Source organism: Variovorax sp. TLI9-5A (assembly GCF_056867935.1).
Window position 1 is genome coordinate 1,791,804 of record NZ_CP200310.1, and the last position, 20,231, is coordinate 1,812,034.

The window sequence follows — 20,231 nt, forward strand, 5'->3', positions numbered from 1 at the left end:
CGAACGTGCCCGGTAACGATTGCCGCGACGGTGCTGCGGCCCTCAGGCCGCCACCGACGGGACAAACTGGTTGCGCAGGTGACGCGCCATGAAATCGCGTGCCTCGTCCGCGGGCACGGGCTTGCACAGCCAGTAGCCTTGGGCTTCGTCGCATCCGTGGCTGTGCAGGTAGTTGAACTGGACGGCGGTCTCGACGCCCTCGGCCACCACCTTCATCCGCAGCCCGTGGGCCAGCGTGATGATTCCGTCGATGAGCGCGCGCGCATCGGCGTCCTGCGAGAGGTCGTTGATGAAGGAGCGGTCGATCTTGACCGTCGACAGCGGAAAGTGCTTCAGGTACGAGAGCGAGGAATACCCCGTTCCGAAATCGTCGATGGCCAGGCCCACGCCCATGTCGCGGATGGCCCGCAGCAGTTTCGCCGCGTGCTCGGGGTTCGCCATCATCGCGCTCTCGGTGATCTCAAGCTCCAGCAGCGACGGATCGAGGCCCGATGATTCCAGGATGGCCTTGACGTCGGCCACGAGCGTGCGGCTCTCGAACTGTCGCGGCGACAGGTTGACGCTGGTCAGTATCTCTGGCAGGCCGTGCTTCTGCCATGCGAGCGCGTCGGTGCAGGCTTTTTCCAGTGCCCACTTGCCCATCGAGACGATCAGGCCGAGCTCCTCGGCGATCGGAATGAACTGCACCGGCGGAATCATGCCGAGCACCGGATGGTGCCAGCGCATCAGCGCCTCCACGCCGACGATGCGCTGCGTCTGCAGGTTCATCTTCGGCTGGTAGTGCATTTCCAGCTCGCCGCGCTCCAGCGCATGGCGCAGCGCGCTCTCCAGCATCAGCTGCTCGGTGCTCTGCGCATTCATCTTCGCGGCGTAGAAGCGATAGGTGTTGCGGCCCTTTTCCTTGGCGCGGTACATCGCGGTGTCGGCGTTCTTCAAAAGCGTCTCGGCATCGCCGCCGTTCTCCGGATAGACGCTCACGCCCACGCTGGCGCTGACGTGCAGCTCGCGTCCCTCGATGACGAAGGGCTCGGCGCAGCACTCCAGGATCTTTTCGGCGAGCACCGCGGCTTCGCTCGCGCTGTCGAGGTTCTCCATCAGCAGCACGAACTCGTCGCCGCCGAAGCGCGCCACCACGTCGGTGTCGCGCAACAGCGCCGTGAAGCGCTTGCCGCAGGTCTTGATCATCTCGTCGCCCACGCCGTGGCCCAGCGTGTCGTTGATGTGCTTGAAGCGGTCCAGGTCGACGAACATCACGGCGAACAGCTTCTCCTGCCGGTTGGCGCGCCGGATGGCGCGGGCAAGCTCGTGCTGCAGCGCCGCGCGGTTGAGCAGCCCCGTCAGCTCGTCATGGCTGGCCATGAAGCGAAGGGTCTTCTCGGCCTGCTTGCGCTGCCGGTACTGCACGATCTGCAATGCGATGACGCGCAGCGACTCCAGCGTCTCGGCGTCCGCGACGTACGGACTGGCGCCGAAAAGCTCCAGCGCCGTGGTCGCCTCGGGCGCAACCATCGGCACGACCAGGCCGGTGGTCAGCCCTGCCTCGTGGGCCATCGCGTCGCGGGCGAAATGGCTCGGAGAAGCCTGCGTGTCGATGCGCACGACGCTGCCGATGCCCCACGCACGGCCCAGCGAGCCTTCGCCGGAGCGGTAGGTGAGCAGGCGGCTGGCCTCGACGAAGCGCCGCACCACCGGGTCGTTGTCGGCATGCCAGGCCACGGTGCAGTGAGCCAGGCCGTCCTCGCCGACGCTCCACAGCGCGCCGCAGTCCCAGCGCAGGTCGGTGCAGATCGCCTCCAGCGCCAGCGCGATCACCGTCTCGGTCCTGCCGTCGCCGGCAAGCAGGCGCGCGATCTTGTATTCGAGCTTCTGGCGCAGCGCATCCTTGCGCGGACGCGTGGCGTCGCGCACCGTGCCGCGCACCAGCCGCTTGCCCGCGTCTTCGACCGACTGCGCGATGACGTGGAGCCAGCGCTCGGTGCCGTCGGGCAGGCACAGGCGGTGCTCGAACTCGCTGCGCTCCGTCGACTGGGTGGCCAGCGCGATCTGCCGTTCGACCGTGCTGCGTTCCATGTTCGGCACACGCGAGAGCAGGGCGTGCAGGTCCAGCGGCAAGGGGTCGCCCGCGAAGCCCAGGATGCGCCGCGCTTCCTCGGAGCATTGCAGCGCGCCGGTTTCGGGGTCGAGGGTCCAGCTGCCCAGGCTGGCCAACTGCTGGGCGTCTTCCAGCTGTCTTTCACTCGCGCGCAGGTTGCTGGTCATCTCGTCCGCCAGGACCTGGGCCCGGCTGCCCGTGGTGGCCAGCGACAGCATGATGCCGGCCAGCAGCGCGCTGGTGGCCAGGCCGCCGAAGAAGACGAGCCAGGGGATGGACTTGTCCAGCGGGCCGAGGATCTGGTTCTCGTCCTGCCTGACTTCCACCAGCCAGGAGTGGCCGCCCAGTTCGAAGCCGAGCATGCGCTCCAGGCTGTGCGCCGGCTCGGCAACCGGCTTCGCCAGCGTCGCGCTGTCGAACAGCAGCTCGCGCTCGCCGAACGTGACCGGTGCCACGAACCGGGTCTCGATGCGTGTTCCGATCGGCCCCTTGCCCGGCCCGGCGTCAGCCAGGCGCAGCCGCAGCGTCTTCGCGGCCTCGATGCTGATCACGTCGCGCAGCATTCCCGTGATGCTGAAGCCCGCGCCCACCGAACCCATGTAGGCCTGGCGCCGCTGCTCCAGCGTGTCGATCGGCATCTTCGGGCGATACACCGGCAGCCGCATCGCCAGCCCGACGTCGGACTCGCGCCCCGCGATGCGGATCTTGCGCCCCGAGGTGACGAGCCCGCCGGTGTCACGCCCTTGCTCGAGCGCGTCCCCCCGGTCGGGCATGGCGCCCAGGTCGTTGCCGAGCAGTTTCTCGTTGCCGGCCAGCGGTTCGATGAAGATCAGCGGGTAATAGATGTCCCGCTCGCCGCGCGGCTTGATGGCGAAGCCGGAGGCGACGGCAGCGTCGAGACTGGCATCGCCGCGCACCTGTTCCTCGAAGCGCAGCTTGTCGCCGGGCGCGATGCGGGGGGCGTAGTTGACGGCCTGGAAGCCGGGGTAAGCGCTGGGCAGGTTCAGCCCTGTAACGTAGTCCCGGAAGTCGCTCCGGGTCACCGCGTCGGAGGTGTTGAATCGCGCGCGCAGGCCGATCAGGACGGCGACGTAATCGTCGAATCGACCTTCGACCTTCCGCGCTAGGTCGAGGGCGGTCGCGTCGAAACGCGTCCGTGCGCTTCGCCCGATTTCCTGATGGGCAGAGATTCCGAGGGCGATCGACAGCGCTGTGCCGATGATGAAAATCACAACCGGCAGGCGAATCCTGGCCCAGATGGACAAAGACATGGTTCGATCCTGTCGCTAGTGCAAGCGGTGTGGCTCCGAGTGCTCCACAGTGTGGCACGGTAGCGAGCGCCGTGGTTTCATTTGGGAACAATTCACTCGTTATTCTGTAATGTTGGGTAAGGAGTTCTTAAATATTAATTCTTAAGAATTAATTTCGTCCTGGCGGCAAATCTTTTAACCCGGGTCAAAATGCCAATCCTGGGTACCGCGGAAAGCGGCCTCCTGCCTAGAATGCGGCGACGTGCCCGACAGGGCGCGCAAGAAATCGGGAGTTTCGGGTGGCCAACCGTTCCTATCTCTACAGCCTCGGCAACCGGCCTTCTTCCTACGCCGACCGCCCGGAAACCATTTCGGGCCTGTCCGAGTGGCCGTATGACGTGCCTTTCATGTTCCGGGTTCTCATGTCGGGCGACCCTCGGCTGTGCGCCTCGCTGGTCTCGGACGGCTTCGACACCGACGAGCCTGACAGCAAGACCCGGCTCCATGCGATCAGCAGTTCCTTCGACCCCGGTTTCGAGCGCGTGAAGCGTTTCGTCGACATCGTGCGGCCGCTTGCATTGGCGGCGCCAGCGCCCGGGCCGCAATCCGACGCAGTGGCGAAGCCTGCGTCCTTTCTCGGGCGCCTCGTGGCGCTGGCCTCGCCCCGAAAGGACGCCGTCGCGCCGGCGGCTGCGCCAAAGGCTCCGGAGCAACTTCCGGCCTGGCTCGACGAAACGCTCGTCTTCCTCGAAGCCCATCGCGACCGCTATCTGCTCCTGGAGACGGTCGAGCTCGACACCATGTCCGAAGAAACGGAAGAGGCGCTGCGTGCCTGCGTCGAGCAGGAGATCGCGCGCTGCGTCCACGTCGGCGCCGCCATCGACGCGCTGCCGGCGAATATCGCCGAAGCAGGGCGGCAACTGCAAAAGGCCATCGCGCAGAAATGCCCGGCGCCGCTCGACGCCTTCTTCGGGCTTCGCCTCGACGACGATTGCGACAGCACCCGCAACGGCGCCACGAAGCATCCGCTCGGCCTTCAATGGACGGACGTGCTGTATTTCGGCTTGTGGAACCGCGCCGAATTCGAGGCGAACCTGAGCCAGCAATAGCAGGCGGCGGGCAGGCTTCAGACGCCCGCCGATCGGCGCGTCACCGTGCCCTGGAATTCCTCTGTCGACGCAAGCAGCGGCGTCGCCTTCAGGCACAGGATCTGCGCCTCGCGCCCGTCGTGCGTTCGTTCCAGGCAGAGCGCGACGGCATGCGCATCGTCCGGCCGCAGTCGCCAGAACCGCCAGCGCTCGGCGCTGTTGCCCTCGAGGCCGTGCTCGAAGCCGATGGCCGCGCCGTCGCCGCCGTCCAGGTCGAAGGAAAACCGGTCCAGCGGAATAGACAGGCCCATGCCGCGCGCCTTGATATAGCTTTCCTTGAGCGTCCAAAGATCCCAGAAGCGCGATGGCTGTAGCCCGGCGGGAAGCTGCTGCAGCGCCTGCGCCTCCTTCGCCGAGAAGAAATTTTCCGCGATCTCCAGAGGCGCATTCCTTGCCGTGTGCTCGACGTCCACGCCCACTTCGCGCTCCACCGCCAGCGCCGCCACCACGAGCGATGCGCTGTGCGAAATGTTGAAGCGGATGCGTTGCGCCTGCGGCAGCGCGTTGGCGATCCGCGGGCGCCCGTACTCGTTGTTCTCGAAGCGCCAGTCCGCGGGCGCGACCTGGGGGACGTAGCGCGAGAGCAGCGAGCGGATCAGCCCCCGCGTCATGAGATAGCGGCGCCGGTCCCGGGCGAAGTGAAAGCGCCCGTGCTTTTCGCGTTCCTCGGGCGTCAGCAGGGCCATGATGGCCTCGTCGCCGGTGGGGTCGTCCTGTCCGGGAACGTACAGGTGCCAGAGGTGGACCTGGTGCGGGTCGATCTGCAATTGCATGCGCAGGATTCTGGCCTGCCCCGGCGGTCTTCAGCCCGGCTTAAGCCAGCCGGACGATACTGGAGCCGACGGTCTGCTGGCGTTGGTAGAGGTTGCCCCGGCACCCGCGCCGCTTGATGCGGGCGGTTCCTCGAGGCCGGCGATCGTCACGCCTTTCTTTCTTGCGTTCGCGCGGCTACGCGCGGGCGGCTTCCCCAGCCAGCTTGGCTCGTTCGACGTATCCGGAAAGCCCGAGTCGTCCACCGTCCCTGCCACCGGCTGGGCGGCTGCGTGCCGGAGCTCGTAACCCCGGCCGTAGACCGAGTGCAGCACGAACTCGTTCTTCTTGTGCAGCGACAGCTTGCGGCGGATGTTCGCCACGCAGCAGTCGAGCACCCGGCTCTTGCGTTCGACGCGAGAGTCCTGCCACAGGGAACCCAGCAGCCATTCGCGCTCCAGCAGCTGTCCGGCATTGCGAAACAGCAGCAGCGCCAGCTCGAACTCGCGCGGCTTCAGGCGGATTTCCTCTCCCTTGCGCACCACCACCTTGCGATTGCCGACGAAGCGGTAGTCGCCGAACAGCGCATTCATCGCCTGTGGATGCAGCAGCGTCTCGTTGCGCCGCAGTGCTTCGCGCACGCGCAGTTCCACTTCGAAATCGTCGATCGGCAGCACCGCGAAATCGATGCCGGGGCCTTGCGACTCGGGCTCCGCCGCCGACAGCACCTCGGCCAGCAGTTCGCGCTGCAGCGCATTGGCAACCAGGAAGATCGGCACCCGCAGCGCCTGGCACATCGAGGTCAGCACCGGCCACGCGCCTTCGTCCTTCAGCACCACCAGGAGCAGGTCGAAGTGATTGGTGCCGTGCGTGGCCGCATGCAGGAAGTCGGCGCTGCTGTCGAAGGAAACCGGCGTGCAGCCCATCAGGCGCAGCTTCTGGCCCCAGGCGCGCGTCTGTGCCTCGTCGCAACCCACCATGGCCACCTGTCGCGCGTCGTCGTGAGCATCGTTGTGCATGTCGAAAGCTTCCATGTGTTGGTGGTGGGCGAGGCCGGCCGGCCTCAGCGGTCTGCGCCGCGCGGCAGCTTCCAGCCGATGCCGGCGTTGAACCCCCAGTCCCGCCCCGCGTTGGCGATGGCCATGCCCCAGGCCATCTGCTCGTCGTCCGAAAGAGTCTTGAAACCCAGGCTCGCCGCCGTGTAGCCCCTGTAGTTGCCGAAGGCCAGGCCCACGGTCTTCTCGCCGGGCTGAAGGGCCGGCACATACGCCGCCGTCATCGCCACGGCCATCGCCGTGCCCGAATACGAGATGCGCTCCACGTCGCGCAGTGCGGCGCCCGTCTGGTTCAGTTGGCCGAGGTTGACCGCGTCGCCCGGCAGCATGCCCGGCGCCAGGTTGGAGATCAGCACGGCCTCGGCAGCGCCCGCCATGCCGTGCCCGGCGGCGCACAGCCACAGCACGATCAGCAGCCCGCCTCGCACGCGCTCAGCCCACCGCGAGACGGTTGCCCGAGCCCGCCTGCGTCTTGCGCGCGCCGTCCGGTCCGTAGAACAGCTGCGCGCTGGCCTGCAGGAAGTGCAGCGCCTGCTGGGTGAAATCGAGATGCGCGTAGACCATCGAGCCGTTGCGCAGGTTGTGGCCGCGAGCCTGCCCGGCGAGCTCCAGCAGCGCCTCCCAGGCCTGCCGCGCCTGCGGGCCTGCGGCAGCGGCGGCAGCATCGGCGCCTTCGCGACCGGGCCCGAAGCCCAGTGCAGCCTGCAGCGCCTCGCGCTGCGCGTCGAGCTCGGCCATGCGGTCCAGCAGCACGGTCTTTTCTCCGGCGATGGCCGCCAGGTCGGTGAAAGTGCCGCCCGACATCGCCTCGGCCTCGCGGTCGAGCACCGACAGGAATTCCTCGATGCAGGCCGCCTCCGTGCGCAGATGGGCCAACAGGTCGGGCAGTTGCTTCCTCATTCGCCGTCGCCCTTCGGTACGTTCTGGCCATTGCCGGCCGGGGCATCGGGCGCGCCGGGCGTGAGCAGGTCGCGCACGCTGGCCAGCAGGCCGTCGGCGATGCGTTCGGGCCGGATCTGGTAGCGCCCGGCGCGGATGTCCTCGCGGATCGCCGCCACGCGGGCCGCGTCGAAATCGCTGGCGGTGCCCGCGGCGCTGGGCAGCGTGTGAACGTGCGCCGAGGCAGCCGGGGCCGCCGCCTTGGCTGCGCCTGTCGCAGCGGCCGTCCCTGCCGTGGCGGGCGTCGTTCGATGAAGGGGCGTGGCCGAAGGGGCGGGTTGATCGATTTTCAAGGTGATTCCTCAGGGGCTGACCCGTATATCGGCAGCCTGCGCAAGAACTTTAGGAATGGCGTTCGTGACAGTTTTTGTGCGCCGCGTCATTGCGCCAGCTGTATCTGCCCCTCTTCGTCCGCCACGCCGCTGACCAGCCGCCCGTCGCGGGTTCTGGCCTGCACCACGGCGCCCACGGTCGCCCCGGTCATGGCCTTGGCCTCGGTGCTGACGACGAAGCCCTGGCCCTGCGCCACCACCTTCACCGCCTGCCCCTGCTGGATGACGGTGACGCCGCGCACCAGCTCCTTGCGCAGCGGTGCGCCGGGCGCCACGCGGTTGACCGTCACGACGCCGGCCAGCTCGGCCGCGCTGGTGATGACCGAGCGCGGCAGGCGCGTCAGGTCGCCGGTGCGCTCGGCGACGTCGCCCGCGCCCAGCGGCCGGCCCGCGTCGATCGCGCGCGCGGCCACGAAATAGCTGCCTTCCACCGCCACATGCGCCTGCACGAAGCGCGTCCATGGCCGCTCCGTCTGGCAGCGAACGCCCACCGACACCCGGCCCCAGGGCCTCGCGCCCGGCGGCAGGAAGGCTTCGGGCGCGTCGCAGGCGGGCAGGGCGGAGGCGCCTCGGCCCTCGAGGCTGATCGTCACCTTGCCCGGCAGGCCGGCCGACTGCGTCTGCAGGTATTTCTCGATGACCGCGCCGGCGGTATCGGCCGTGGCGGTCGCATCGGCTGCGGCGGCCGCGCAGCAGCCCGCCAGCGCCAGTGCCGGCAGCACGGTGCGCAGTGCGTGATCGCGAAGCTCGGCAAGCTTTGGAAGGGTCATCGGATACGTGTGGATAGTGGCTTCGATGGCGATGCGTCACACAGGAGCAACGCATGCCGCCGCACGGAAATTCTAGAAATCCGCACGTCGATCGAAGTTGCGAGCAGCAGGCGAAAACCCCCTTTGTTCGGGCGATTGCAAAAGCGGCTCATGCATAGACTCGCTTTCCATCTGTCGCTGCGCCCCGCGCATTGGCGACGCCTCAACGGATGGAACAAACATGCTCGACAAGCTGGATGCGGCGCTTCGCTTCAACCGCGAAGCCCTCAACCTCCGCGCGGAACGCCAGGAGGTTCTCGCGGCCAACATCGCCCATGCGGACACGCCCAACTACAAGGCGCGCGACTTCGATTTCAGTGCGCGCCTGAGCGACGCCGTGGAGCGTGGCCGCGCATCGCAGTCGATGTCGCTGGCCACCACCTCGTCGCGCCATCTCGCCGGGCAGGCGCAGTCCATGCCCGACAAGGACCTGCTCTACCGCGTGCCAAACCAGTCCAGCCTCGACGGCAACACCGTCGAGATGGACGTCGAGCGCATCGCCTTCGCCGACAACGCGCTGCGCTACGAGTCGAACCTCACGGTCATCAACGCGAAGATCAAGTCGCTGCTCTCGGCGGTGCAGCAGTAACAGGCACAAGAAGCAGGAGTCCGTTCCATGCCCTTCAACAGCACCTCCATGAACATCTTCAACGTGGCCGGCTCGGCCATGACCGCGCAATCGCAGCGCATGAACGTGACCGCGAGCAACATGGCCAACGCAGAGAGCGTGGCCGGCCCAGACGGCATGCCCTACCGCGCGAAGCAGGTGGTGTTCCAGGTCGCGCCGTCGGCGTACGGCGCCGGGGACATCGGCGGCGTCAAGGTGGCCGGCGTGGTGGAAGACCCGTCTCCGCCGAAGCTCGTGTTCGACCCCAAGAGCCCGCACGCCAACGCCGAAGGCTACGTGGCGATGCCCAACGTCAACGTGGTCGAAGAGATGACCAACATGATTTCCGCCTCGCGCAGCTACCAGGCCAACGTCGAGGTGCTCAACACCGCCAAGACGCTGATGGTCAAGACGCTGAGCATCGGCCAGTAACTCCCCAAGTCCCGCAAGACGCACACGAAAGAACAGGCACGAACGCGCCATGGCCATTTCCGACACCTCGTCCATCACCGGACAGAACGCCGCCTCGGCGACAAGCAGCAACAGCAGCACCTCGAACGTGGACAGCGAGCAGCGCTTCCTGAAGCTGCTGGTCACGCAGCTGAACAACCAGGACCCGCTCAACCCGATGCAGAACGCCGAGCTCACCTCGCAGCTCGCGCAGATGAGCACCGTGAGCGGCATCGAGAAGCTCAACAGCACGCTCTCGGGCCTGGTGAACCAGACCGGCTCCAACCAACTGCTGCAGGCCACTTCGCTGATCGGGCAGAACGTGCTGTCTCCCGGCGACGTTCTCACCACCAGGGCGCCGGAAGAGGGCAAGGACCCGGCCATGCAGGCCTTCGCCGTGCAGCTGCCGGGCACCGCCTCCGACGTGCAGATCAAGATCCTCGATGCCAGTGGCAAGGTGGTGCGCACCATCGACGCGGGCTCCATGAACGAAGGCGTCAACGCCGTCACCTGGGACGGCAAGGACGACGTGGGCGCCGTCGTGCCCGCGGGCGCCTACCGCTTCACCGTCGAGGCGGCCAACGGGGGCACCTCCGTGAAGTCGACCGCGCTCACCTTCTCGCAGGTCGCCGCCGTCAAGCAGGGTGCCAGCGGCGTGACGCTGGAGCTGTCGTCGGGCGCCAGCATCGGCCTGTCCGACGTGCGCCTGTTCCTCTGAGCTTCTTCTTTCCTTTCCCCACCGCATTCAACGCAAACGTGCCGCAGCCAGCGGCAGACAAGGAACCATCATGGCTTTTTCCCAGGGCATCAGTGGACTCGGCGTGGCCGCGGCCAATCTCGACGTCATCGGCAACAACATCGCCAACTCGGGCACCGTCGGCTTCAAGTCGGCCGCCGCGACCTTCCAGGACGTGTACGCCGGCTCGCGCGTCGGCCTGGGCGCCTCGGTCTCGGGCGTGACGCAGAACTTCTCGCAGGGCGTGACCCAGGCGAGCAGCCGCCCGCTGGACGTGGCCATCCTCAACGGCGACGGCTTCTTCCGCCTGACCAGCGCCACCGGTGAAGTCATGTACTCGCGCAACGGCCAGTTCACGCGCGACAAGGACGGCTACATCGTCAACGCCTCGGGCCTGCGCCTCACCGGCTTCGGCGTGAACGCCAACGGCGGCGTCAGCGGCGGCACGCCGGCGGCCATCCAGATCCCGACCACGCCGATGACGCCCAAGGCAACGACCAGCATCGACGCCGAGTTCAACCTCGACGCGCGCAAGACCGCGCCCACCAAGACGCCGTTCAACTCCGCCGACTCCGACACCTTCAACTACTCGAACGCCGTCGGCCCCATCTACGACTCGCTGGGCAACCCGCACGACGTGTCGGTGTACTTCGTCAAGAGCGCCACCCCCGCCAACACCTGGAACATGTACGGCACGATCGATGGCGCCGCCATCGGTGCCGGTGCGCTCGGCACGCTGACCTTCGACGCAGCCGGCAAGATGACCGCCCCGGCCAGCGGCCAACTGAGCCTCGGCACGCTCAACCTGACCAACGGTGCCGCCGCACTCACGCCCACGATCGACATCTCGGGCACCACCCAGTTCGGCGCCGCCAACGCGATGAGCAAGCTCGCGCAGGACGGCTACCGCTCGGGCGAACTCACCTCGTTCTCGATCAACGCCGACGGCACCATCACCGGCAAGTTCTCCAACGAACAGACCAAGCTGCTGGGCCAGGTCGTGCTGTCCTCCTTCGCCAACCCCAACGGCCTGGAGCCCAAGGGCAACAACGTGTGGGCCGAGACGCAGGCCTCGGGCAACCCGCTCACCGGCACGCCGGGAGAGGGCACCAAGCTGGGCTCGCTGCAGTCGGGCGCGCTGGAGGCGTCAAACGTCGACCTCACCTCCGAACTGGTCAACCTCATCGTCGCGCAGCGCAACTACCAGGCCAACGCGCAGACCGTGAAGACGCAGGACCAGGTCATGCAGACGCTGATGAACATCCGCTGACGCGAAGACAACGACAAAGCCCGAAGACCGACATCAGGAGCACCCAGTGGATCGCATGTTGTACGTCGCCATGAGCGGCGCCAAGCAGGTCATGGAACAGCAGGCCGCCGTCGCCAACAACATGGCGAACGTCTCGACGCCGGGCTTTCGCGCGCAGATCGCCAACTTCCGCGCGGTACCCGTGGTCGGCCAGGAAGCGCCCACGCGCGCCTTCGTGGCCGCCACCACGCCCGGTGCCGACTTCACCCACGGCCCGCTCACCGAAACCGGCCGCGCGCTCGACGTGGCCGTGAGCGGCCAGGGCTGGCTGGTGGTGCAGACGCCCGACGGCGGCGAGGCCTACACCCGCGTGGGCAACCTGCAGATCGGCGCCGACGGCCAGCTCACCACCATGGGCGGGCGCCCGGTGATGGGCGACAACGGCGCGCTGACCGTGCCGCCGGGCTCCACGGTGAGCATCGCTTCCAACGGCCTGGTGGGCGCGCGCGACGCGGCCTCCACCACGCTCACCGGCATTGCCGAAGTCGGCCGCCTGAAGCTGGTCAACCCGGCGGTCACCGACCTCGAGCGCGGCGACGACGGCCTGTTCCGCATGCGCGCGGGCCAGCCACCGGCCGAGGCCGACGAGGCCGTCACGCTGGTCAGCGGCGTGGTCGAAGGCAGCAACGTCAATCCGGTCGAGACCATGGTGGCCATGATCGCCAACGCACGCAGCTTCGAGATGCAGATGAAGTCGCTGCAGACGGCCGACACCAACGCGCAGTCCGCCAACAAGCTGCTGGCCTACGGCTGACGCGCGCTCTTTCGCAATTTCTTCCGCAGGACTTCCAGAAAAATGATCCGCTCCCTCTACATCGCCAAGACCGGCCTCGACGCGCAGCAGACGCAGCTCGACGTGGTCTCCAACAACCTCGCCAACGTCGGCACCACCGGCTTCAAGCGCAGCCGCGCCGTGTTCGAAGATCTGGTCTACCAGAACCTGCGCCAGGTCGGCGGCCAGTCGTCGGACCAGACGCGCCTGCCCTCGGGCCTGCAGGTCGGCACCGGCGTGCATGTGGTCGCCACCGAGCGCATCCACTCGCAGGGCAACCTCACCAAGACCGACAAGCCCACCGACGTGGCCATCAACGGCAGCGGCTTCTTCCAGGTACTGATGCCCGACGGCACCACCTCGTACACCCGCGACGGTTCGTTCCAGACCGACCGCGACGGCCAGCTCGTCACCGCCAGCGGCTTTCCGGTGCAGCCGGCCATCACCGTGCCGGCCAATGCCACCAGCATCACCGTGGGCCGCGACGGCATCGTCTCGGTGGTGCAGGCGGGCAGTACCAACACCGTTCAGATCGGCCAGCTGCAGCTCGCCACTTTCGTCAACCCCACGGGCCTGCAGAGCAAGGGCGAGAACCTGTACGCCGAGACCGACGCATCGGGCGCGCCCAACCAGGTGAACCCCGGCATCGACGGTGCGGGCACGCTGAGCCAGGGTTACGTGGAAGCCTCGAACGTGAACGTGGTGGAAGAGCTGGTCAACATGATCGCCACCCAGCGTTCGTACGAGATCAACAGCAAGGCGGTCCAGACCTCGGACCAGATGCTGCAGCGCCTGGCCCAGCTGTGAACGTGACGGTGACGATGCTGCAGGTGTTCGACCGTCTCTGCCGCGGCGCCGCCGAGGCGAAGGCCCGGCTGATGACGCTGCTCGTGGTTGTGGGCGCGGTGTTCGCCACCGGCTGCGCGCAGGTGCCGCGCGAGCCGCTGGTGCACCAGCCGATGACTGCGCGCTCCGACAACTACGCGGCGGTGCAGACGCGGCGCTCGCCCGGCGCGATCTTCCAGGACGGTCCCGGCGCGAATGCGCTCTTCGAAGACCGCCGCCCGCGCAACGTCGGCGACATCCTCACCATCGTCATCAGCGAGAAGGTCAACGCCACCAAGAATTCCGGCGCCAACGCCAGCCGCACGGGCAGCACGACCGGCGTGTTCTCCGCCATTCCGAAGCTCATCGGCGGCCTGCTCGACGGGCAGGGCACGAATCTCTCGGGCACCAACAAGCTCGACGCCAAGGGCGGAGCCAACGCCAACAACACCTTCAACGGCGTGATCACGGTCACGGTGACGGACGTGATGAGCAACGGCAACCTGCTGGTGAGCGGCGAGAAGCAGATGGGCATCAATCAGGGCACGGAATACATCCGCTTCTCGGGCGTGGTGAACCCGCGCACCGTCTCGGGCAACAACACCGTGCCTTCGACGCTGGTGGCCGATGCGCGCATCGAGTACTCGGCCAAGGGCTACATCGACGAGGCGCAGACCATGGGATGGATGCAGCGCATCTTCCTCAACGTCATGCCATTTTAAAAATGACTTACTCCCAGGCTTCGCGCACTTCGTGTCGCTACTCCTACCCTCTTGCAGGGGGCGATGCCTGCGGCCCGGCAAAGCCGGTTCCGCGGCATCCCACGAATTTTCGGGCTCGCTGGCGCTTCGCGGCGGTGGCTGTGTTGGGCGCTTTGTTCTTTGTTCCTGTGCATGCGGAGCGGCTCAAGGAGCTCGCCAGCATCCAGGGCGTTCGCGACAACCCGCTGATCGGCTACGGGCTGATGGTGGGTCTGGACGGCACCGGCGACCAGACGATGCAGACGCCGTTCACCACGCAGAGCCTGAACAACATGCTGCAGCAGCTGGGCATCACGATTCCGCAGGGCGTGAACATGCAGCTGAAGAACGTGGCGGCGGTGATGGTGACTGCCACGCTGCCTTCGTTCGCGCGGCCTGGACAGAACATCGACGTGACTGTGTCTTCGATGGGCAATGCGAAGAGCCTGCGCGGAGGCACGCTGCTGATGACGCCGCTGAAAGGCGTGGACGGCATGACGTACGCGGTGGCGCAGGGGAACATGGTGGTCGGCGGCGCGGGGGCCTCGGCCAACGGGAGCAAGGTGCAGGTCAACCAGCTCAGCTCGGGGCGCATTCCCGCCGGCGCGCTGGTGGAGCGCACGGTGGAAGCGCCCGTGGGTGCCGAGGGTACTTTCTCGATCGAGCTGAACCGCTCGGACTTCGGCACCACGCAGCGTGCGGTGGATGCGATCAACCGGCAGTTCGGTTCGGGCACGGCCGAGGCCATCGATGCGCGGTCGATCCGCGTGCGTGCGCCCGAGCCGCAGCAGCGCGTGGGTTTTCTCGCGCGGCTGGAAGATCTTGAAGTGACGCCTACGCAGGCCGGCGCCCGCGTGGTGGTGAATGCGCGCACCGGGTCGGTGGTGATGAACCAGGCCGTGCGCGTGAAGGACTGCGCCATCGCGCACGGCAACCTGTCGGTGGTCATCAACACCGAGCCGGTCATCAGCCAGCCGGGGGCGTTCTCGGGCGGCAGCACGGTGGCGGCGCAGACTTCGCAGATCTCGGTCAACCAGGGCGGCGGCGCGATCCAGATGGTGCGCGGCGGCGCTTCGCTGTCGGACGTGGTCAAGGGGCTCAACAGCCTGGGCGCGAACCCGCAGGACCTGGTGTCCATTCTCCAGGCCATGAAGTCGGCCGGCGCCCTGAGCGCCGAGCTCGAAATCATCTGACGGGGTCGGGGCGATGACGGTATCGGCCAATGACCGGAGTGGCGCGCTCGACCAGCGCTTCGCACTCGACGTGCAGGGCGTCGATGCCCTGCGCCGCACGGTGCGCAGCTCGCCTGAAGAAGGGCTGCAGCAGGTCTCGCGGCAGTTCGAGGCGCTGTTCATGAACATGGTGCTCAAGAGCATGCGCGAGGCGACGCCGTCGAGCGGCCTATTCGACAGCCAGGATCAGAAGGTGTACCTGTCGATGTTCGACCAGCAGCTCACGCAGAACCTCTCGGGGCGCGGTGTGGGGCTGGCCGAGGCGATGCTCGCGCAGCTGCGGCGCAGCATGCCGTCGGGACCGCCCGATGCGGAGGCCGACGCAGAGATCGGCGTGAAGCCGATGCTGCTGGAGCCGCGCATGCCCGGGTTTCCGCTCGGAGCCCGTGCGGGCATCCCCCTGGGCTCGGCACCGCCGGCCGCACGCGCGGCCGACCTCGGTATCTACCAGTTCAACAGCGACCGGCGCGCACCAGGCGTGAACAACGGTTCGCTGCAGGGCCAGGTCGACGAGTTCGTGGGCCGCATGGGCGCATCGGCGCAGGCCGCAAGCACGGCCAGCGGCGTGCCCGCGCCGCTGATCCTCGCGCAGGCCGCGCTCGAATCGGGCTGGGGCAAGCGCGAGATCCGCGCCGACGACGGTACGCAGAGCTTCAACCTGTTCGGCATCAAGGCCGACCGCGGCTGGAAGGGTGCGACGGTGGAAACCACCACCACCGAGTACGTCAACGGCGAACCACAGAAGGTGCGCGCGAAGTTCCGCGCCTACGGCTCGTACGAGGAAGCCTTCACCGACTACGCGCGCTTCATCACCCGCAACCCGCGCTACGCGAACGTGCTGGCGACCGACGACCCGAACGAGGCGGCCCACGGCCTGCAGCGCGCGGGCTACGCGACTGACCCGCGCTACGGCGAGAAGCTGGTTCGCATCATGCAGAAATTCGGTTGAGCCGCCAGAGCGCTCACCGCACCAAGGAACTCCCATGGCACAGACCGCAGCAACGGCAACCGCAGCGACCAGGCATGCACAGGCACCGCAGCTTCAGGGCGCGCCCCTGGAGGTCGTGACCTTCAAGCTTGGAGAAGAGGAATACGGCATAGACATCCAGAAGGTGCAGGAGCTGCGCGGGTACGACGCGGTGACGCGGATCGCGAACGCGCCGGAGTACATCAAGGGCGTGGTGAACCTGCGCGGAATCATCGTTCCGATCATCGACATGCGCATCAAGTTCAAGCTGGGCGAGCCGACGTACGACCAGTTCACGGTGGTGATCGTGCTGAACATCGGCGGTCGCGTGGTGGGAATGGTGGTGGACAGCGTGTCGGACGTGATCACGCTGACGGGGGAGCAGATCAAGCCCGCACCCGAGATGGGCTCGGTGCTGGACGCGGACTACCTGATCGGTCTTGGCACGCTGGAAGAGCGGATGCTGATCCTGGTGGACATCGACCGGCTCATGTCCAGCGAGGAGATGGGCCTGGTCGAGAAGATGGCCGCCTGACCGCCCGGACCTGAACCCATACAACGACGAGACAGAGGTTCCGACAGGAGACACGGACATGATGAAGAACTGGACGGTCGGGCGGCGCATGGGCGCTGTCTTTGCATGTTTGCTGGCACTGGTGGTGCTCATCGCGGGCATCGGCGTGCTCCGGCTGCAGGCCGTGGGGGAGGCCACGCAGGCCATGGCCGGTGATTCGCTGGCCAAGGAGCGGCTCGCGGCCGCATGGCAGCTGGCCACCAACACCAACAGCGTGCGCACCTTCTCGCTGCTCAAGAGCGAGGACCCGGCCGTGCAGGCGTATCTGCAGAAGAACATCTCGGCCACCAGCGCCGTCATCACCGAAACGCAGAAGAAGCTCGAGGCCGTGCTGGCGTCGCCCGAAGAACTGGCGCTGAGCGCAGACATCAAGAAGAAGCGCGGCGACTACATCGAGCTGCGCAACCAGGTCCTCAAGCTCAAGGCCGATGGCAGCAAGGACGAGGCGACGAAGCTGACCGACGCGCAGCTCATGCCCGCGCTCGACGCCTACGACGCAAGCATCCGGGCCATGGTGAATCTCCAGCAGCAGGAGATCGACAGGACCGCTGCCGCCATCGACGCGCAATACCGCTCGGGCCGCACCTGGATCGCGGCGCTCGCCTGCCTCGCGCTGGCCGCCGGGGCGACTGCCGCATGGCTGCTGACGCGCAGCATCGTGCAGCCCATCGGCGAAGCGCTGCTGATCGCCGAGACCGTGGCCTCCGGAGACCTGAGCCAGGAATTCGAAACCGAACGCGGTGGTGACTTCGGCCGCCTGCTGCGCGGCATGGGCGAGATGGAAGACACGCTGACCGACCTAGTGACGCGCATAAAGGCATCCACGGATTCGATCGCGGTCGCTTCGCGGCAGATTGCGGCGGGCAACCAGGACCTATCTTCGCGCACGGAGCAGCAGGCTAGTTCGCTCGAGCAGACGGCTGCTTCGATGGAGGAGCTGACTTCGACGGTCAAGCAGAACGTGGACAATGCTCGTCAAGCCAACCAACTGGCGGTGTCGGCGTCCGAAGTCGCGGTCAAGGGCGGTAGCGTCGTGTCTCAGGTGGTCGACACGATGGGCTCGATCAATGCGTCGTCCAAGAAGATCGTGGACATCATCGGCGTGATCGATGGCATCGCGTTCCAGACCAACATCCTGGCACTGAACGCTGCCGTTGAAGCTGCTCGTGCTGGTGAACAAGGCCGTGGCTTTGCGGTCGTCGCCTCTGAAGTCCGCAGCCTCGCTCAACGCTCCGCTGCAGCAGCCAAGGAAATCAAGACCCTGATCGGCGACTCGGTAGAGAAGGTCGAAGAAGGCAGCAAGCAGGTCGAGGAGGCCGGCCGCACGATGGAGGAGATCGTGGGCAGCGTGAAGCGCGTGACGGACATCATGGGCGAGATCACGGCGGCGAGCCAGGAGCAGACCTCGGGCATCGAGCAGATCAACCAGGCGATCACGCAGATGGACCAGGTAACGCAGCAGAACGCGGCGCTGGTCGAGGAGGCTTCGGCAGCAGCGCAATCGCTGCAGGAGCAAGCCAGCAGCCTCGTGCAAGCCGTCAGCACCTTCAAGCTCGATGCCGAAGAGGAAGCCCTGCCGGCCTGAAGACCCATGCGTACGCGTATCAGTCCCAGGCGAGCCCTGCGCATCGGCGCGCGCTTCGCCATCCTGTTGCTCCTCCTGGTCATCGCGCTGAGCCTCGGCTTCCAGGCCGGTGCGGGCTACGAGTGGGCACAACAGACAGTGTTCGTGCTCGGCCTGACGGCCCTGCTTACCGCCATCGCCGTCGTCTGGCTCGTCATGCGTTCGGTCACCCGTTCGACGCATGACGCGGCCAAGGTGTCGGACCGGCTCGACCGGCTGCTCGAGCACGTCAACACGAATATTTCCGAAAAGAACCTTTCTCCATGACTTTGTTTCCCAATCTCAAGATCGGCACCCGCCTCGGCGCGGGCTTTGCCGCTGTCCTTCTCTTGCTGGCAGGCATCGCCGGGCTCGGCCTCAGCGCGATGACCGACATCCAGTCGCGGCTCAACGGCATCGTTAGCGGCAACAACGTCAAGGTGGTCCTGGTGAACAAGATGCTGGACTCGATCCGCGACATCGCCATCCTCGACGGCAACATGATTCTCCTGACCGACGATACAGCCATGCGCGAGGAGTCGAAGAAGATCGCCGCCGCGCGCGAACGCTTCACCGAAAGCCGCGGCGCGCTGGCCAAGCTGCTCGCCACGCCGGAGGGCAAGGCGCTGCTCGCGCGCATCGACGAGAAGGTGGCCGTGCTCGTGCCGCTGAACGCGCAGATCAGCGAGTTCGCGCTGCAGAACAGGAACGACGAGGCGACAGCGCTCTTCATTTCCAAGTTCCAGCCCGCCGTGCGGGCCGTGCTCGCGGAGCTCGAGGCGATGGCCGAGCATCAGGAGCGTCGCTCCATGGAGGCCAATCAGGAGGCAGGCGAAGGCTATGCGTGGTCGCGCAACCTGATGCTCGCACTGGCCAGCTTCGCCGTGCTTGTCGGCGCCGGCATCGCATGGCTCATCACGCGCTCGATCACCCGGCCCATCGGCGAAGCCGTGCAGGTGGCAGAGAAGGTCGCGGCGGGCGACATCAGCTCGCGCATCGAGGTGGCGTCGAAGGACGAGACCGGCCGGCTGATGCATGCCCTCAAGGAAATGAACGAGAGCCTCGTGAAGATCGTCAGCGAGGTGCGCACCGGCACGGACACGATCGCGACGGCATCCGCGCAGATCGCATCGGGCAACCAGGATCTTTCGTCTCGCACCGAAGAGCAGGCGAGTTCGCTGGAGCAGACCGCTGCTTCGATGGAGGAGCTGACTTCGACGGTCAAGCAGAACGCGGACAACGCGCGGCAGGCCAATCAGTTGGCTGTTTCGGCCTCGGAAGTGGCAGTGAAGGGCGGCAGCGTCGTGTCTCAGGTAGTCGACACGATGGGCTCCATCAATGCCTCGTCCAAGAAGATCGTGGACATCATCGGCGTGATCGACGGCATCGCCTTCCAGACCAACATCCTGGCACTCAACGCCGCCGTTGAAGCGGCTCGTGCAGGCGAGCAGGGTCGCGGCTTCGCAGTGGTTGCTTCGGAAGTCCGCAGCCTCGCTCAGCGTTCCGCAGCAGCAGCCAAGGAAATCAAGACCCTGATCGGCGACTCGGTAGAGAAAGTCGAAGAAGGCAGCAAGCAGGTCGAAGAGGCCGGCCGCACGATGGAAGAGATCGTCGGAAGCGTGAAGCGCGTGACGGACATCATGGGCGAGATCACCGCAGCCAGCCAGGAACAGACCTCGGGCATCGAGCAGATCAACCAGGCGATCACGCAGATGGATCAGGTCACGCAGCAGAACGCCGCGCTGGTGGAAGAGGCCTCGGCCGCAGCCCAATCCCTGCAGGAACAGGCCGGCAGCCTCGTCAGGTCCGTGAGCATCTTCAAGCTCGATGCGAATGCCGTCGCCAGCATCCGCCCGGGCTTCACGCCCATCACCCCGATCCCGAAGCCGGCCAAGCCCGCACCGAAGCGGCCGGCCAAGGCCCTGCCGACGCGCAAGGAGCCGTCGGCCGCACCGCAACTGGCCATGGCCGGCGACGACAAAGGTGACTGGACCGAGTTTTAGGTTAACAAATTGAAGGTCCGAGATTCCGAGGCCGATAA

General features: G+C 66.7%; 21 protein-coding genes. 14 read left to right on the forward strand and 7 right to left on the reverse strand.

Annotated features, from left to right (window positions below):
* Positions 1-42 precede the first annotated feature (42 nt).
* Positions 43-3,363 carry a bifunctional diguanylate cyclase/phosphodiesterase gene (locus AC1VNX_RS08795; protein ID WP_483156348.1) on the reverse strand — a complete coding sequence of 1,107 codons (3,321 nt, stop codon included), beginning with the start codon at positions 3,361-3,363 and terminating at the stop codon, positions 43-45.
* 278 nt (positions 3,364-3,641) lie between these two features.
* Between AC1VNX_RS08795 and AC1VNX_RS08800 the strand changes: the two genes are divergently transcribed.
* Complete coding sequence (locus tag AC1VNX_RS08800) at positions 3,642-4,451, forward strand: DUF7822 domain-containing protein (RefSeq protein WP_483156349.1); 810 nt, start codon at positions 3,642-3,644, stop codon at positions 4,449-4,451.
* A 17-nt stretch (positions 4,452-4,468) separates the two neighbouring features.
* Here the strand turns inward: AC1VNX_RS08800 and AC1VNX_RS08805 are convergent, their stop codons facing one another.
* From AC1VNX_RS08805 to flgA, 6 genes are all read right to left on the reverse strand, one after another.
* On the reverse strand, positions 4,469-5,263 hold the full coding sequence (locus AC1VNX_RS08805) for a 4'-phosphopantetheinyl transferase family protein (protein WP_483156350.1): 795 nt from the start codon (positions 5,261-5,263) through the stop codon (positions 4,469-4,471).
* A gap of 30 nt (positions 5,264-5,293) precedes the next feature.
* Positions 5,294-6,259 carry a winged helix-turn-helix transcriptional regulator gene (locus AC1VNX_RS08810; protein WP_483156351.1) on the reverse strand — a complete coding sequence of 322 codons (966 nt, stop codon included), beginning with the start codon at positions 6,257-6,259 and terminating at the stop codon, positions 5,294-5,296.
* A 44-nt stretch (positions 6,260-6,303) separates the two neighbouring features.
* Positions 6,304-6,723: a YadA-like family protein gene (locus AC1VNX_RS08815; protein WP_483156352.1), complete on the reverse strand. Its 420-nt coding sequence runs from the start codon at positions 6,721-6,723 to the stop codon at positions 6,304-6,306.
* Positions 6,724-6,727: 4 nt separating this feature from the next.
* Positions 6,728-7,195, reverse strand: coding sequence for a flagella synthesis protein FlgN (locus tag AC1VNX_RS08820; RefSeq protein WP_483156353.1), 468 nt, complete (start codon positions 7,193-7,195; stop codon positions 6,728-6,730).
* Positions 7,192-7,527 (reverse strand): flagellar biosynthesis anti-sigma factor FlgM, encoded by a 336-nt coding sequence (flgM, locus tag AC1VNX_RS08825; protein WP_483156354.1) that lies wholly within the window; start codon positions 7,525-7,527, stop codon positions 7,192-7,194. The genes AC1VNX_RS08820 and flgM overlap by 4 nt, the downstream gene beginning before the upstream one ends.
* A gap of 86 nt (positions 7,528-7,613) precedes the next feature.
* Complete coding sequence (gene flgA / locus AC1VNX_RS08830; RefSeq protein ID WP_483156355.1) at positions 7,614-8,336, reverse strand: flagellar basal body P-ring formation chaperone FlgA; 723 nt, start codon at positions 8,334-8,336, stop codon at positions 7,614-7,616.
* A gap of 220 nt (positions 8,337-8,556) precedes the next feature.
* On the opposite strand from flgA, the gene flgB reads away from it, so the two are divergent.
* The 13 genes from flgB to AC1VNX_RS08895 all read left to right on the forward strand — a co-directional run bounded on the left by flgB (position 8,557) and on the right by AC1VNX_RS08895 (position 20,193).
* Entirely contained in the window at positions 8,557-8,964 is a 408-nt protein-coding gene (flgB, locus tag AC1VNX_RS08835) for a flagellar basal body rod protein FlgB (RefSeq protein ID WP_483156356.1), read from the forward strand.
* 27 nt (positions 8,965-8,991) lie between these two features.
* The gene (gene flgC, locus AC1VNX_RS08840; protein WP_483156357.1) at positions 8,992-9,414 is read left to right on the forward strand and encodes a flagellar basal body rod protein FlgC; all 423 of its coding nucleotides are present in this window, start codon (positions 8,992-8,994) and stop codon (positions 9,412-9,414) included.
* A gap of 49 nt (positions 9,415-9,463) precedes the next feature.
* On the forward strand, positions 9,464-10,150 hold the full coding sequence (locus AC1VNX_RS08845) for a flagellar hook assembly protein FlgD (RefSeq protein WP_483156358.1): 687 nt from the start codon (positions 9,464-9,466) through the stop codon (positions 10,148-10,150).
* Between the two features lie 70 nt (positions 10,151-10,220).
* Positions 10,221-11,438 carry a flagellar hook protein FlgE gene (gene flgE / locus AC1VNX_RS08850; RefSeq protein ID WP_483156359.1) on the forward strand — a complete coding sequence of 406 codons (1,218 nt, stop codon included), beginning with the start codon at positions 10,221-10,223 and terminating at the stop codon, positions 11,436-11,438.
* Positions 11,439-11,484: 46 nt separating this feature from the next.
* Complete coding sequence (gene flgF / locus AC1VNX_RS08855; RefSeq protein WP_483156360.1) at positions 11,485-12,231, forward strand: flagellar basal-body rod protein FlgF; 747 nt, start codon at positions 11,485-11,487, stop codon at positions 12,229-12,231.
* Between the two features lie 42 nt (positions 12,232-12,273).
* Positions 12,274-13,056, forward strand: a complete 783-nt coding sequence (gene flgG, locus AC1VNX_RS08860) for a flagellar basal-body rod protein FlgG (protein WP_301504373.1) — start codon at positions 12,274-12,276, stop codon at positions 13,054-13,056.
* A 71-nt stretch (positions 13,057-13,127) separates the two neighbouring features.
* Positions 13,128-13,796, forward strand: coding sequence for a flagellar basal body L-ring protein FlgH (locus tag AC1VNX_RS08865; protein ID WP_483161911.1), 669 nt, complete (start codon positions 13,128-13,130; stop codon positions 13,794-13,796).
* Between the two features lie 143 nt (positions 13,797-13,939).
* Entirely contained in the window at positions 13,940-15,007 is a 1,068-nt protein-coding gene (locus AC1VNX_RS08870) for a flagellar basal body P-ring protein FlgI (RefSeq protein ID WP_483156361.1), read from the forward strand.
* A 13-nt stretch (positions 15,008-15,020) separates the two neighbouring features.
* A complete protein-coding gene (gene flgJ / locus AC1VNX_RS08875) occupies positions 15,021-15,995 on the forward strand; it encodes a flagellar assembly peptidoglycan hydrolase FlgJ (protein ID WP_483156362.1) in 975 nt (324 codons plus the stop codon).
* Between the two features lie 34 nt (positions 15,996-16,029).
* Entirely contained in the window at positions 16,030-16,548 is a 519-nt protein-coding gene (locus tag AC1VNX_RS08880) for a chemotaxis protein CheW (RefSeq protein WP_483156363.1), read from the forward strand.
* A gap of 58 nt (positions 16,549-16,606) precedes the next feature.
* Positions 16,607-18,172: a methyl-accepting chemotaxis protein gene (locus tag AC1VNX_RS08885; protein ID WP_483156364.1), complete on the forward strand. Its 1,566-nt coding sequence runs from the start codon at positions 16,607-16,609 to the stop codon at positions 18,170-18,172.
* Positions 18,173-18,178: 6 nt separating this feature from the next.
* On the forward strand, positions 18,179-18,478 hold the full coding sequence (locus AC1VNX_RS08890) for a hypothetical protein (protein ID WP_483156365.1): 300 nt from the start codon (positions 18,179-18,181) through the stop codon (positions 18,476-18,478).
* Positions 18,475-20,193, forward strand: a complete 1,719-nt coding sequence (locus tag AC1VNX_RS08895; RefSeq protein WP_483156366.1) for a methyl-accepting chemotaxis protein — start codon at positions 18,475-18,477, stop codon at positions 20,191-20,193. Before AC1VNX_RS08890 ends, AC1VNX_RS08895 begins: the two co-directional genes overlap by 4 nt.
* Positions 20,194-20,231: the final 38 nt, after the last annotated feature.